Below are 13744 nucleotides of genomic sequence, written 5' to 3'. Positions count from 1 at the left end.
GTGTGAGCAGGGGAAGACTCCACATGCGCAGACATGATGACCCGATCGAGGTCACCTGTGATCGTCACAACGCTCCCAGTCGCTTCTTCTGGCGGGGGGCCCTGTGGCGGGTGTTGACGGTCGAGAACCGCTGGGTCGAGACCGGGCCCTGGTGGACCGGTGCCCAGGCCCGCGCCGCCCGCGGCGAGAACGTCGACCTCGACCTGGGCCAGGACCCTGGCCAGGGTGCCGACCTGCTCGACGAGGTGTCGGTGTGGCGCGTGGAGGCCGCCAATGGCCTGCCCGGCAGCCGCGGCGTCTACGAACTGGCCCATTCGCCCACCCGGGGACGATGGCTCCTGCGCGGGGTGGTCGACTGATGAACAGTCGTGAGCAGGTCACCGAACCCGGCTGGGTGCCCGACATCCGCCGTGCCCGTACCCAGGTCATCGAGGCGCTCCTGTCTGACGCGCCGGCCGAGCGCTACCTGCAGGCCCAGCAGGCGGTGGCGCTGGCCGCCGATGCCGCCGTGCTGGCCCGCACCGGGCGCCGCATCCCCACCGACCTGGGTGACCCCTGGCCGCTGGTGGCGCGGGCCGTGCCCGCCCTGGCGGAATGGGCCGCCTACTTCGCCGCGACCCAGCCCCGCCGCCGGGCTGTTGCCGCCGGCCGGTTGGCCATCAGCAGTCGCGAGGCCGACGACCTCGTCCGCGATGCCGACAGTTTCTGCGAGGCGGTGGTCACCTGGGCCGACCAGCGCCCGGTCATCGTCGTGCGCCCCATCCAGGAGCAGCGCCGGGACAGGAGCGCGGGATGAGCGACCCCTTCGTGCACCTGCGGGTGGCGTCGGGCTACTCGCTGCAGCATGGTGCCTCCCACCCCGGCGACCTGGTCGCCGCCGCCGCCGACCACGGCATGGACACCCTGGCGCTGACCGACCGGGACGGGCTCTACGGCATCATCCGGTTCGCCAAGTCCTGCCTCAAGCACGGTGTCGCGCCGGTGGCCGGGGCCGACCTGGCCGTGCCCGACCCCTGGCGCCGGGTGCCGCAACGCCGCAGCACTGCCGTGCGCGGTGGTGAGATCCGTGACCACCGGCTGCCGCGGGTGGTCGTGCTGGCCACCTCCCGCCGGGGCTGGGCCGGCCTGTGCCGGCTGACCACCGCCACCCACCTGGCCGGTCACCGCGGTGAACCGGTCAGCAGCATGGAACTGATCGCCGAACACGCCGGCGACGGCGACCTGGTGGTGCTGCTGGGCTCCGACTCGCCGGTCGGAGCGGCGTTGGCCGACGGTGACCGGCTGCGCGCCGACGCCGAACTGCGTCGCTGGGTCGAGGGGCTCGGCCCCGACCAGGTGGTGCTGGCCGCCACCAACCACCAGGTCAGGGGGACCGGGGTGAACTCCGCGGCCCAGGCCGGGGCGCTGGTGGAACTGGCCGACCGGCACCACCTGGCCGCAGTGCTGGCCAACCAGGTGCGGATGGCACACCGCCACCAGGCACCCACCCTGGACGTGCTCGACGCCGCCCGCCGGCTGGTGCCGCTCGACCTGCGCAATGTCGACCGCCGCAATGCCGAGGGCTGGCTCAAACCCGGCAAGGAGATGATCGAGGTCGCCGAACAGGTCGCCGACCGTTCCGGCCGGCGTGGCGGGGCCCATGGTGCCGAGCGGCTGCTGGGCGAGACCCGGCTGCTGGCCCAGCGGTGCCGGCTCGACCCCCGGGCCGACCTCGGGCTGGGCGAGATCCACCTGCCCGAGTTCGACGTGCTCGGCACCACCGCCGAGCAGGCCATGACCGTGCTGCTGGAACGCTGCCGCGCCGGCATCGCCGCCCGCTACGACCACGACCAGCACCCCCGGGTCCTCCAGCGGCTCGAGGAGGAACTCGCGGTGGTCGACCACCTGGGTTTCGCCTCCTACTTCCTCACCGTCGCCGACGTGGTCGACCTGGTGCGTGACATGGGGGTGCGCTGCGCTGCCCGCGGGTCGGGGGCCGGCAGCCTGGTCAACCACCTGCTCGGGATTTCGGGGGTCGACCCGCTGGCCCACGGGCTGGTGATGGAACGCTTCCTGTCCCCGCTGCGCCGGGCGCTGCCCGACATCGACCTGGACGTGGAGTCCGCCCGCCGCACCGAGGTCTACGAGAAGGTGCTCGACGTCTTCGGTGGTGAACGGGTGGCCTGCGTGGCGATGCTCGAGACCTACCGCGTCCGCCATGCGGTGCGTGACGTCGGCACCGCGTTGAGCATGCCGCCCGGTGAGGTCGACACGATCGCCAAAGCCTTCCCGCACATCCGCGCCCGGGATGCCCGCCAGGCCATGCGCGACCTGCCCGAACTGCGGGCCGCCGGGCTGGCCGAGCGCCGCCTGGACGTCTTCTTCGAACTGGTCGAATCACTGGACGGGTTGCCCCGGCACGTGGCGCTGCACCCCTGCGGGATCCTGCTCAGTGACGCCACGCTGGGCGACCGCACCCCGATCGAGGCCAGCCACGGTGGGTTCCCGATGAGCCAGTTCGACAAGGACGACGTGGAGGACATCGGCCTGCTGAAGCTCGACGTGCTCGGCATCCGGATGCAGTCCTCGATCGCCCACTGCCTGGCCGAGGTGGGGCGCACCGGCCACCCGGTGCCCCCGGTCGACGACCTCGGCCCCTTCGACGACGTCGACACCTACGACATGATCGGGCACGCCGCCACCCTGGGGTGCTTCCAGATCGAGTCGCCGGGGCAGCGTGAGCTGGTCGGCAAGTTCGGGCCGTCCACCTTCACCGACATCATCATCGACATCTCGCTGTTCCGGCCCGGGCCGGTGAAGTCGGACATGGTGGTCCCCTTCCTGAATGCCCGGCAGGGCTGGAACCAGCCGAAGTACCTGCACCCCGACCTGGAACCGGTGCTCGCCGAAACCGGTGGGGTGGTGGTCTTCCACGAGCAGATCATCAAGATGGTGGCGGTGATGACCGGCTGCAGCCTGGCCCAGGCCGACGAGGTGCGCCGGGCCCTGGGGGATGTCGCCGGGCAGCGTGACGTGCAGGACTGGTTCATCCCGATCGCCCGGGAACGGGGCTACCCGCCTGCGGTGGTCGACCAGGTCTGGCACGTGCTGGCCTCGTTCGCATCTTTCGGGTTCTGCAAGGCCCACGCGGCCGCCTTCGCCTTGCCGACCTACCAGTCGGCCTGGCTGAAACGGCACTACCCGGCCCACTTCGTCGCCGGGCTGCTCACCCACGACCCCGGCATGTACCCGAAACGGCTGATCCTGGAGGAGGCACGCCGCATGCAGGTGCCGCTGCTGGGGCTCGACGTGAACCACAGCGGCGCCACCTGGCAGGTCGAATGCCTGCACGAACCCGACTGGCAACCCCCGCTGAGCAGCCGGGCCGACCACCGCGCCACCCCCACCCCGACCACCGGGCTGGACGGCCAGGGGCTGCCCGATGACAGCGTGCACGGGTTGCGTACCTCGTTGGCCGAGGTGAAGGGCATCAGCCAGGCCGAGGTGCTGCGGGTCGCCGCCGGGCAGCCCTACACCTCGCTGACCGACTTCTGGAACCGGGCCGGGGTGGAGGCCCCGGTGGTGGAACGGCTCGTACTGGCCGGGGCCTTCGACGACCTCTACCGGGTCGGCCACGACGTGTCCGTGCTGGCGAGCGGGCAGGTCACCCGTCGTGACCTGCTGCTGGCAGTGGCCGACCTGCGTCGGCTGCAGGTGGTGGAGAACCGCACCGCAGCCCGCGCCCGGGGACTGGTGCGCAGCAAGTCCTTCGAGCGGTCGAGCCCGGTCGGGGAGGGCGCCGGGAACCCCGACGGGGTCCGGGAACGGGCCCGCCGGCAGGCCATGGCGGAGGTGGTGCCGGCGCGGGTGGCCGAATCGTTCACCGGCATCCAGCTGGCGCTCGACTTCACCGAGCCCGACCCGGACGACCGCCCGGACGAGCACGGGGAGTATGGGGATTACCAGGAGTACGAGGGGTACGGGGAACAGGACCTGGACCTGGGACAGGGGGAGCACGGGCAGCATGCTGACCGGGCCGGTGGGGCGCCCACCGACGTGGCTGCCAGCGGGTTGCCCGAGATGACCCGCGCCGAACGCCTCGCCAGTGAACTCGACATCCTGGGCATGGACACCAGCCAGCACATCATCGACTTCTACCGCAGCTTCCTCGACGACCTGGGCATCGTCTGGTCGCGGGACCTGCATGGCCGGCGCAACCAGTCCGAGGTGTTGGTGGCCGGGGTGAAGGTCGCCACCCAGACCCCGCCGGTTCGTTCGGGACGACGGGTGGTGTTCCTGACCCTGGACGATTCCACCGGCCCGGTCGATGCCACCTTCTTTGAGGACGCCCAGGGTTCCTATGCCCACACGGTGTTCTCCAGCTGGTTGCTGGTGGTGCGCGGGCTGATCCGGCGCACCGGCCCGCAGGGGCTCTCACTGCGGGCCACCGGCGCGTGGGACCTGCAGGGGCTGTTCGAGGTGTGGAAGCAGGCCCTAGAGGCTGACGGTGACCGCCGGGCCGCCACCGCAGCCATCGCCGCGATCATCGACCAGGCCCCTCGTCCGGTGGAGGCACCCCGGGGAGCCGCGGCCCGGATGCGCGGGGGCCAACTGGCCGAGCCCGCCGACCCGCAGCAGGCCCCGGTGGGGGATGCCCAGCAGCACACCCGCGGTGGGGGCATGGGACAGCGCCGGGTGCTGGTGCACCCCACCGGGTACAAGCAGTCGCCCTACGCCGACGTCAAGCCGGCCGGTGCCCCGGCAGGCCAGGCCCCGCGCAAGCTGTGGCACTCCAGCCCCGGAAGCTCGGGCAGGTAGCCATGACACAGGAGCAGCGCCCAGTGGGCACGGGGGCAGGACCCACCCCCCGCGTAGAGCACCAACCGATCATCATGCATGTCGACATGGATGCGTTCTACGCGTCGGTGGAACTGGCGCGGCGGCCCGACCTGCGCGGGCGTCCGATGTGGGTCGGTGGTGCCGAACGGGGGGTGGTGCTCTCGGCCAGTTACGAGGCCCGTGCCCGGGGGGTCCGGTCGGGGATGCCCAGTTCCCGGGCGAGGCGGCTGTGCCCCGAGGGCATCCCGGTGCCCCCTGACCACGACACCTATGCGGCGGTCAGCGAGGGGGTGTTCGCCATCTTCGCCACCATCACCCGGCAGGTCGAGGCGCTTTCCATCGACGAGGCCTTCCTCGACATCACCGGTACCGGTCCCCGGTTGGGCAGCCCGCTCGAGGTGGGTGCCCGCATCCGCGCCCAGGTGGCCGACGAGCAGCGGATCACCTGCTCGGTGGGTATCGGGCCCAGCAAGTTCCTGGCGAAGCTGGCCTCGACGCACTGCAAACCCGATGGCCTCCACGAGGTGCTGCCGCACCAGGTGACCGCCTTCCTGCACCCCCTGCCGGTGGAACGGATCTGGGGGGTGGGTGAGGTGACCGCCGGCAAGCTGCACACCCTGGGCCTGACCACCATCGGGCAACTCGCGCACACCCCGCGGCCCACCCTGCAGCGAGCACTGGGCGCCCACCTGGGTGGCTGGTTGCATGACCTGGCCTGGGGGCGGGACACCCGTCAGGTCACCGGGGCGCCGAGCGAGCGCAGCATCGGCGCGCAGGAGACGTTCAGCAGGGACACCGACGACCCCGAGGTCGTACGCACCGAGTTGCTGCGGATGGCGGCGCGCACCACCTCACGGATGCGCCAGGCCGGGGTTCTGGGTAGGGGAGTGACCCTGTCGATCAGGTTCTCCGACTTCACCACCATCACCCGCACCACGAACCTGCCGACCCCCACCGACGTCACCGACGAGATCTACGCCGGCGCCCTGCGGTGCTGGCAGAAGCTGCACCTGCAGCGCGGAAGGATCCGCCGGGTGGGGGTGCGGGTGGAGAACCTGGTCGACCGGGAGGACGCCTACCAGCAGTTCACCCTGGATTCCCCCGAACGGGGCATGCGGGAAGTGGAACTGGCCGCCGATGCGGTGATCGCCCGGTTCGGGCCGGACGCGATCCGACGGGGGAGCCTCACCTGAGGCGGTCGGCGCCCTCGTCCTGAGCTGTCAGCGCCCCTCGTCCTGGCGGCGCTTCCAGCGTTCCTCGAGCTTGTCCATGAACGCCGACGACGAGTCGCCACCACTGCGGCGTGAGCCGGTGGGCGAGTACGAGGTGGGTCCGGTGGGTTCCCGGTCGGGGGCGTCGTCACCGCCGCGTCCGAGCACGAACCAGGCGGCCGAGGCGAACATGGCCACGAAGCCGATCACGCTGATGAACCAGCCCCACTGCATGCCGACCACCAGCAGGGCGATACCGAGCACGAACCCCACGATGCTGATCGCCAGCCGCTTGCCGTCCACCGTCACCGGGCGGCTGGTGCCGCGCAGGGTGTTGGCCAGCTTGGGGTCGTCCTCGGTGAGGAGGGCCTCGAGTTGTTCGAGCCTCCTCTGTTCCTCCTCGGAGAGGGCCATGATTGCCTCCAAGCTGCTCAGTGGTGAGTGCTGTGTCTACCAGTGTAGTTGGCCAAAGGGTACTGGCACAGGGCCGGAACCAACGTCATCAAGCTGGTACCCGGGCGGTCATTTGCCGCCCAGGCGCCTGCCCAGGTTGGTGAACACCGATGTGGGGAACAGGGTGCTGACCACCTTGGACGAGCCGGACTGCTTGGCCCGGACGTCCTCGGTGACGTAGCGGACGTCCTTGGCGTACTGCTCGGGCAGTTCGGCCATGCCGCGACTGTAACGGGCCTGCTCGACGGTGGCGCCGATCCGGGTCAGCGCTTCGGCGGCCGGTCCGTCCATGGCGCTGCCCAGGGTCGCCACCTTCTCGCGGGGGGAGCCCGCGGGCCAGCCGGCACCCACGTCACGCATGGTGTCACGCACCTCTGCCCACAGGGCCTCGGTCTGGTCCTCCGGGGAACCGGTGCCGGCGAAGCGGCGCCGTCGCACGACCCGGCGGGCCACGCCCGGGGTCAGCAGCAGCGCCAGCGCGACCGCGACGATGCCGACGATGGTGAAGAAGCGGCGCCAGGCGAAGGCGTTGCCCTCCACGTCGACCTCGAAGACGGTCTCGGTGGCCGAGGGGGTCTCCATCGAACCGCTCGTGGACGCCGACGGGTCAGTCGTCTCGGTAGGGCTGGGGGTGTCGGAGGGGCTCTCGGTGGGGCCGCTGCCCTGCACGACGGTCCAGGCCGGGGCGTCGGCCACACCGGCCGTGGGCTCGAAACGCACCCAGCCGAAGCCTTCGAAGAACAGCTCGGGCCAGGCGTGCATCTCCTTGGCCTGCACCTGCCAGACGTCGCCGTTCTTGGTACCGGGCAGGAACCCGACGGCCACCCGCGAGGGGATGCCGGCGATCCGGGCCATCAGGGCCATCGCCGAGGCGAAGTGGATGCAGTAGCCCTGCCGGTCGTCCAGTAGGAAGTTGCGCATGACCTCGAAACCGTCGCCGGCCGGGGCATCGGTCGAGTAGGTGAACCGGCGCGGGTCACGCAGCCAGGCCTGGATGGCGGCGGCCTGCAGCACCGGGGTCTCGGCGTCGGCCACCACCTCGGCGGTCAGGTCCACGATCTCCTGGGGCACGTCATCGGGCACCTGGCGGGTCAACCCGTTGTCGGGCGGGGTGCCGGGCTGGGCGCTGTTGAAGGCGCCCGGGTCGGGGTCGGTGATGACGCTGTTGACCGAGTACTCCAGGTTGCGGGTGGCGTCAGTGTTGTTGCCCTCGGTCGACAGGATCATCATCGTGACCGGGTCGAAGGCCCACTGGCCGGGGGCGTTGAAACTGCTCGGGGCATAGGGGGCCGGCAGGTACTGGCTGCCGAAGTTGCCGATGCTGATGTTGGTGGTGTTCTCGACCACCGCCGAGCCCAGGCCTGGCGGGTTGGGCAGGTTGCCGGTCTGCAGCTGGACGGCGGTCAGCTTCCAGGAGTCGGGCTCCATCACCGAGAGGCTGGCCATCCGCAGGTACTGCCCGTCGGCCGCGTCGGTGGTGTAGCTGATCACCACCTCTTCGGACTGCTGCGAGAGGTTGCGGTGCAGTTCGATGGTCGGGTCCTGCATCTGGATGGGGCCCACGCCGCGGGGGCGGCGGGAGTCGAGGTCATAGGTCGCCATCGTCGGCACCACATTGCCGATCAGCAGTGAGAACGCCAGCACCGGCACCCCCACGATCGCGGCCATGCCCCAGACCCCGGTGGTGGTGTGCTGCTTGTCGGCGTCGTCGGTGACCAGGTTGCGGGTCCAGCCGCTGAGCGTGCGTGAGGTGTCGGCGGCCAGGACCACGAGCAGGCCCAGGCCCAGCAGGACGAAGGAGACCCACGACACCTGGAAGTCGAGCGCCAGCGCCGGGATCAGGTAGAGGGTGAGCATCGGGGCGGCCACCCACGCGGGGGTGTCCAGGGTGAGCACCAGCACGTCGGCGATGATGGTGACCAACCCGAGCAGCACCACCAGCAGCAGGGCGGTGCCCGCGTTCGGCGGCATCGGCGCGATGCTGGTCTGGATGTGCAGGATGCCGTCGAGCAGTGCCTGCCAAACCTGGTCGAAGATGTTGCCACCGCCCTCGGTGGCGTTGACGCCCAACCCGATCACGGCACCGGCCAGGGCCAGCAGCTGCCACAGGTGGATCAGGACCGCCGGCACCCGCAGCCGACGTGAAATGGCCGAGATCAGCATGATCAGCACGACCACGGGGATGCCCAGCACGAGGTAGCGCCGGTCGGTGGTGAGGTTGAGCAGCGACAGGCTCGCCAGCACCATGGCGACGGTGACGGCCGCAGCCATCAGGTCGGTGGGGCGGAAGATGCGGCTCACAGGGAGGCTCCGATCTGGTCGAGCTGGCGCCAGGCGTCCTCGACGCCCATCGGGTGACGCACCGGGACGACGCGCCAGTTGCCGGCGGCCAGCTGCACCAGGCACTCCTGGTGTTCCTCGATCTGCTCGGGGGTGGCGCGGAAACGGCGCGCGGTGAAGGAGTCCACGTCCAGCACGATGGCCAGGCCCTGCGAGCGGCTGGCTCGCATGGTGCGCATGGCGGCCACGTCGGCGTGGGTCAGGCGACCCAGCACGGCGATCATCATCTCGCCGGACTTGCCCAGCGTGATGGTGTCGGTGGCCAGTTGCAGGTCGGGGTCGCCCGGGGTCAGGGCCGCGTCGGTCAGGGCCAGCAGCACCCCGTCCTCGGCCGAGGCCGGGTCCATGCCGCCGGTGTCGATCAGTACGCCGGCGGCATCGACGATGCGCAGGTTGTAGTCGGCGCGCTGCATGTGGCGGGCGATGGAGGCGACCGCCGAGACGGCCCACTCGAAGGAACTGTCCGGGCCGCTGCCGGCGTGGGCCTGGGTGCGGGAGTCGAGCAGCAGCGTCAGCGAGGGGTCCCAGGACTGTTCCTCGCGGCGCACCATCAGCTCGTCGCGGCGGGCGGTCGACCGCCAGTGGATGCGCCGCACGTCGTCACCGTCGCGGTACTCGCGGATCAGCACGTCGTCCTGCCCGACCAGCCCGATGCGGCGGGGGGTGCTGTCGCCGGTCTGGCCGGAGCCGGGGGCGCTGGCCATCACGCTGAGGGGCACGACGCGGGGGGTGACCAGCACCTGGGTGGTGGAGCTGAACCGGCGGTCCAGCCGGGCCAGGCCGAAGGGGTCACCGGCGCGCACCAGCAGGGGGCCGACCGTGTAGCGACCACGGGCGCTGCCGGTGATGGGGTAGTTGACGGTACGCCGCCAGGTTCCCTTGACCGTGTGCATGGTGAACCGGGGACGCCGGCCCAACTCGCGGGGCAGCGACTCCTCGAAGCGCAGCACCGCCAGCGGGAAGGAACCCTTGTTGGTCAGCGTCAGGGCGCCGTTCAGTCGCTCGCCCAGCACCCCGCGCGGCGGCGAGACCCGGCGCTCGGCCTTCAGTCGAAGGCCACTGCGGCTGACCGCGACCAGCGCCACCAGCGGCAGCAGGACGAGCGCCACCGCGAACCACAGGATGTCGCGCTGCCCGAGCATGATCGCGGCGACGCAGCCGAGGACCCCGAACAGGAGCAGTGCCCATCCGCGCCCGGTCAACAGCTTCCAGGGAGCCCTCATCAGCGGTGGTCGGGGAGCTCCACGGACGCGACCAGGCCCTCCAGGATCTCGGTCACCGTGCGCCCGCCCAGCTGCGAGGCGGTGGAGGGCAGCACGCGGTGGGCCAGCACCGGCAGCGCCAGCACCTGCACGTCCTCGGGAATGGCGTAGTCACGGCCCTCCATCGCGGCCCGGGCGCGCACCGCACGCAGCAGTGCCAGGGACGAACGGGGTGAGGCGCCCAGCCGCAGGTCCTCACTGGCGCGGGTCTTCGTGACGATGTCGACGATGTAGTTCTTGACGGGGTCGGCCACATAGACCTCGCGGCAGATCTTGATCAGGTTGACGACCTGTTCGCCGCTGGCCACCGGCTCGAGGTCTGCCAGCGGGTCACGGGCGCCGTGGTGGTCGAGCATGTCGAGCTCGGCCGAGCGGGTGGGGTAGCCCATCTCGATGCGGGCCATGAACCGGTCGCGCTGGGCCTCGGGCAGCGGGTAGGTGCCCTCCATCTCGATCGGGTTCTGGGTGGCGATCACCATGAACGGGCGGTCGAGTGTGTGGGTGATGCCGTCCGAGCTGACCTGGCGTTCGGCCATGGCCTCGAGCAGTGCCGACTGGGTCTTGGGGGAGGCGCGGTTGATCTCGTCGCCCACGACGATGTTGGCGAAGATGCCGCCCGGCTTGAACTCGAACTCCCGGGTCGCCTGGCTGTAGATGCTGACACCGGTGATGTCGCTGGGCAGCAGGTCGGGGGTGAACTGCAGCCGGTTCACCTTGCAGTCGATGGCCCGCCCCATGGCGCGGGCCAGCATGGTCTTGCCGACACCGGGCACGTCCTCGACGAGCAGGTGGCCCTCGGCCAGCAGGACGACCAGGGCCAGCTTGATCTGGTCGGTCTTGCCCTCGATGACGTGCTCAATGGCCCCACGCACCTTTTCCATGGTGGTGACGACTTCCTGCACGGGTACTGCTTCCGGGGCGACTGTCACGAGTACTCCTTCGAGGATCCTGGGGGGCCGGGGCTGCCGACCGAGATCATGCCGCTACCGAGCCTAGTGGCTGGGAGCAAGCTGACCATGATTCTTCACCAGCCCAATTTCCTCCCCCCATGCCCGGCCGGTGCCCTCCACCCTGCTCCACCCGGGTGCTCCACCCTGCTCCACCCGGGTGCTCCACCCCGCTCCACCGGGGTGCTCCACCCTGCTCCACCTGATCGGTCCCGCGCAACCACGCCCAACCCCGCCTCGTCCGAGCCCGGGCAACGGGGACGATGCGGGGCGCGCACGCCTCCCCGCAGGCGCAACCCTCCAGCAGAACTACAGCTGGGAAACGCCCTGTTGATGGCCAAAGTGGAGGAAAGTGGCGTATGGTGGAGCGCAGTGGAGCGGATTGGCTCTGTTCAGCCGGGGGAGAGGGGCAGGACGTGTTCCTGAACACCTACAACCCCAAGCTGGACGCCAAGGGTCGGTTCTTTCTGCCAGCCAAGTTCCGTGACGAGTTGGCCGAAGGGTTGGTGATCACGATGCAGCAGGAGCGATGCCTCGCGATCTACCCCAAGGCCGTCTTCGAACGGAAGGCCATGGAGGCGCTTCAGGCGCCTGGCACCGTGGCTCGGAACCGGGCGATCCAGCGCATGCTGGCGTCCTCGGCCTCCGACGAGACGACTGACAGCCAGGGGCGGCTCACCATCCCCCCGAAGCTGCGGGAGTACGCGTCGCTGGACACCGAGCTCGCGGTGGTGGGTGCGATCGATCGCGTCGAGGTCTGGGACAAGGCGGCATGGGACAGCTACTCCGCTGAGCAGGAGGCAACCTTCGCCGACATCAACGAGGACATCTTTGGCCTCTAGTCAGGCACTGGAACCGCAGTTCGCGGCTTCGGGCCGGCGTCCGATGCCCTGGCGCACCTTCCCCGGTGCCAGGTCATCCTTCCCGGGACGCTGGACCGAAACCACGAAAGGCGGACCAAGCACCTGACAGGCCAACACACGACCGGAGGAAGGCGATGGCCACTGACCGCGACGACGCGGCGACGTCGGCAGGCAGCGACCTCGCAGCGCAGGCGGCCACCGCCCACGTCCCGGTCATGCTGGAGCGCATCCTCGACCTGCTCACCCCCGCCCTCGACCGGGACCCGGCCGCCCCGGGGCAGCGGCTCGTCCACGTCGACGGGACGACCGGAATGGGCGGCCACGCCGAGGCCGTCCTCGAACGCTTCGGCCGCGTCCACCTGATCGGCATCGACCGCGACCCCCAGGCCCTCGAACTGGCCGGCGCCCGCCTCGAGCGGTTCGCCGAGCGCCTCGACCTGGTGCAGGCCGTCTACTCCGAACTGCCCAGGGTGCTGGACGACCTGGGCCTCAGCGGGATCGACTCGATGCTGCTCGACCTCGGCCTGTCCTCCCTGCAGATCGACCGCCGCGAGCGGGGCTTCTCCTACTCCACCGACGCCCCGCTCGACATGCGGATGGGCCCCGACACCGCGCTGACCGCCGCCGAGGTGGTCAACACCTACGAGGCGGCAGACCTTGCCCGGGTGCTGCGCACCTACGGTGAGGAGAAGTTCGCCGACCGGATCGTCCAGCGCATCGTCGCCGCCCGCGAGCAGGAACCCTTCGAGCGCTCCGCCCGGCTGGTCGAGGTGATCAGCGAGGCCATCCCGATGGCGGTGCGCTCCAAGCAGTCCGGCCACCCGGCCAAGAAGTCCTTCCAGGCGCTGCGCATCGAGGTCAATGCCGAACTGGCGGCCCTCGATGCCGTCCTGCCGGCGGCGCTCGCGGCGTTGAACGTGGGCGGACGACTCGCCGTACTGGCCTACCACTCGCTGGAGGACCGCCGGGTCAAGGACCTGTTTCGTGAGGCCAGCACCGACAACGCCCCCCGCCACCTGCCGGTCGTGCCAGACCACCTGCTGGCCCAGTTCCGGCTGGTCACCCGCGGGGCTGAAAAGCCCGGGCCCGACGAGGTCACCCTGAACCCCCGCGCAGCCTCAGCCCGGCTGCGCGTCATCGAACGTGTGAGAGAGGCAGCATGAGTGCAGTCCAGATCCTCGACCCGGTCGACGATTCCCCCCGGGGGACACCGAAGACGCGGCGCCGGCTGAAGGCCGTCCCCGAGAAGCAACCCTCGCGCGTCTCACGGTTCCCGTTCATCCTCGGGCTGGTCGCACTCGTCGCGCTCGGCATGGGTGGCCTGGTCGTGGTCAACACCCAGATCCAGACCCAGGCGAAGGAACTGGCTGCCCTCGAGCGGCAGGCCACCAACCTCGGCCACCAGCAGGCCGCACTCGAGGCCGAGGTCAACAAGCTGAACTCGGCGGCCAGCCTCGAGCAGGAGGCCTACAAGTTGGGCATGCGCCCCAACCCGAACCCGGCCTTCATCGTCCTGCCGGAGGGCAAGATCCTCGGCACGCCGACGGTGGTGACCGGTGACGAGCTGCCCCATCAGGTCTACTTGACGTGGGAACAGGTCGTGAAGCAGCAGGAGGACGCCCGCCTCCAGGTCGTCAAGGACAAGCAGGCCGCCGCCGAGGCAGCCCGGCTGAAGGCCGAGGAGGAGCGCAAGAAGAAGGCCGAGGAAGAGGAAGCCAAGAAGAAGCAAGAAGAGGAGCAGCATCAGTCCAGCGCTCCCACCACCCCTGCCCCCTGAGCCCCCGCCCCCTGAGCCCCGCAGCCCGAGACCCGCACAGCCCCTGAACCCCGGAGGTCAGCCCCATGCCACA

General features: G+C 70.4%; 11 protein-coding genes. 7 read left to right on the top strand and 4 right to left on the bottom strand.

Annotation, left to right across the window (positions count from 1 at the left end; all coding sequences use genetic code 11):
- The first annotated feature begins 23 nt into the window (after window positions 1-23).
- Genes ACQE3C_RS08190 through dinB form a run of 4 tightly spaced genes read left to right on the top strand, consistent with a single transcriptional unit; the run spans window position 24 to window position 6011 of the window.
- On the top strand, window positions 24-359 hold the full coding sequence (locus ACQE3C_RS08190) for a DUF6504 family protein (RefSeq protein ID WP_434538684.1): 336 nt from the start codon (window positions 24-26) through the stop codon (window positions 357-359).
- A complete protein-coding gene (locus tag ACQE3C_RS08185) occupies window positions 359-796 on the top strand; it encodes an SAV_6107 family HEPN domain-containing protein (protein WP_434538683.1) in 438 nt (145 codons plus the stop codon). Before ACQE3C_RS08190 ends, ACQE3C_RS08185 begins: the two co-directional genes overlap by 1 nt.
- Entirely contained in the window at window positions 793-4797 is a 4005-nt protein-coding gene (locus ACQE3C_RS08180; RefSeq protein WP_434538682.1) for a DNA polymerase III subunit alpha, read from the top strand. Before ACQE3C_RS08185 ends, ACQE3C_RS08180 begins: the two co-directional genes overlap by 4 nt.
- A gap of 2 nt (window positions 4798-4799) precedes the next feature.
- Window positions 4800-6011: a DNA polymerase IV gene (gene dinB, locus ACQE3C_RS08175; protein WP_434538681.1), complete on the top strand. Its 1212-nt coding sequence runs from the start codon at window positions 4800-4802 to the stop codon at window positions 6009-6011.
- A 27-nt stretch (window positions 6012-6038) separates the two neighbouring features.
- On the opposite strand, the gene ACQE3C_RS08170 is transcribed toward dinB, so the two are convergent.
- From ACQE3C_RS08170 to ACQE3C_RS08155, 4 genes are all read right to left on the bottom strand, one after another.
- Window positions 6039-6443 carry a DUF3040 domain-containing protein gene (locus ACQE3C_RS08170; protein WP_434538680.1) on the bottom strand — a complete coding sequence of 135 codons (405 nt, stop codon included), beginning with the start codon at window positions 6441-6443 and terminating at the stop codon, window positions 6039-6041.
- 108 nt (window positions 6444-6551) lie between these two features.
- The gene (locus tag ACQE3C_RS08165) at window positions 6552-8783 is read right to left on the bottom strand and encodes a transglutaminaseTgpA domain-containing protein (protein WP_434538679.1); all 2232 of its coding nucleotides are present in this window, start codon (window positions 8781-8783) and stop codon (window positions 6552-6554) included.
- Window positions 8780-10045: a DUF58 domain-containing protein gene (locus ACQE3C_RS08160; protein ID WP_434538678.1), complete on the bottom strand. Its 1266-nt coding sequence runs from the start codon at window positions 10043-10045 to the stop codon at window positions 8780-8782. The genes ACQE3C_RS08165 and ACQE3C_RS08160 overlap by 4 nt, the downstream gene beginning before the upstream one ends.
- Complete coding sequence (locus tag ACQE3C_RS08155; RefSeq protein ID WP_434538713.1) at window positions 10045-10965, bottom strand: AAA family ATPase; 921 nt, start codon at window positions 10963-10965, stop codon at window positions 10045-10047. Before ACQE3C_RS08155 ends, ACQE3C_RS08160 begins: the two co-directional genes overlap by 1 nt.
- 482 nt (window positions 10966-11447) lie before the next feature.
- Here ACQE3C_RS08155 and mraZ point away from each other — a divergent pair, with 482 nt between their 5' ends.
- From mraZ to ACQE3C_RS08140, 3 genes are all read left to right on the top strand, one after another.
- On the top strand, window positions 11448-11873 hold the full coding sequence (mraZ, locus tag ACQE3C_RS08150) for a division/cell wall cluster transcriptional repressor MraZ (protein WP_434538677.1): 426 nt from the start codon (window positions 11448-11450) through the stop codon (window positions 11871-11873).
- A gap of 155 nt (window positions 11874-12028) precedes the next feature.
- On the top strand, window positions 12029-13057 hold the full coding sequence (gene rsmH / locus ACQE3C_RS08145; protein WP_434538676.1) for a 16S rRNA (cytosine(1402)-N(4))-methyltransferase RsmH: 1029 nt from the start codon (window positions 12029-12031) through the stop codon (window positions 13055-13057).
- On the top strand, window positions 13054-13671 hold the full coding sequence (locus ACQE3C_RS08140; protein ID WP_434538675.1) for a hypothetical protein: 618 nt from the start codon (window positions 13054-13056) through the stop codon (window positions 13669-13671). Before rsmH ends, ACQE3C_RS08140 begins: the two co-directional genes overlap by 4 nt.
- Window positions 13672-13744 lie beyond the last annotated feature (73 nt).

The sequence above is a fragment of the Aestuariimicrobium sp. Y1814 genome (assembly GCF_050113895.1).
Lineage (GTDB): Bacteria > Actinomycetota > Actinomycetes > Propionibacteriales > Propionibacteriaceae > Aestuariimicrobium.
This window is presented reverse-complemented; position numbering and strand designations above follow the sequence as displayed.

What these genes read in the sequence shown, in the direction of transcription:
- ACQE3C_RS08190 (WP_434538684.1), top strand. Translation starts at nt 24, where the DNA reads ATGCGCAGACATGATGACCCGATCGAGGTCACCTGTGATCGTCACAAC.
- ACQE3C_RS08185 (WP_434538683.1), top strand. Translation starts at nt 359, where the DNA reads ATGAACAGTCGTGAGCAGGTCACCGAACCCGGCTGGGTGCCCGACATC.
- ACQE3C_RS08180 (WP_434538682.1), top strand. Translation starts at nt 793, where the DNA reads ATGAGCGACCCCTTCGTGCACCTGCGGGTGGCGTCGGGCTACTCGCTG.
- dinB (WP_434538681.1), top strand. Translation starts at nt 4,800, where the DNA reads ATGACACAGGAGCAGCGCCCAGTGGGCACGGGGGCAGGACCCACCCCC.
- ACQE3C_RS08170 (WP_434538680.1), bottom strand. Translation starts at nt 6,443, where the DNA reads ATGGCCCTCTCCGAGGAGGAACAGAGGAGGCTCGAACAACTCGAGGCC.
- ACQE3C_RS08160 (WP_434538678.1), bottom strand. Translation starts at nt 10,045, where the DNA reads ATGAGGGCTCCCTGGAAGCTGTTGACCGGGCGCGGATGGGCACTGCTC.
- ACQE3C_RS08155 (WP_434538713.1), bottom strand. Translation starts at nt 10,965, where the DNA reads ATGGAAAAGGTGCGTGGGGCCATTGAGCACGTCATCGAGGGCAAGACC.
- rsmH (WP_434538676.1), top strand. Translation starts at nt 12,029, where the DNA reads ATGGCCACTGACCGCGACGACGCGGCGACGTCGGCAGGCAGCGACCTC.
- ACQE3C_RS08140 (WP_434538675.1), top strand. Translation starts at nt 13,054, where the DNA reads ATGAGTGCAGTCCAGATCCTCGACCCGGTCGACGATTCCCCCCGGGGG.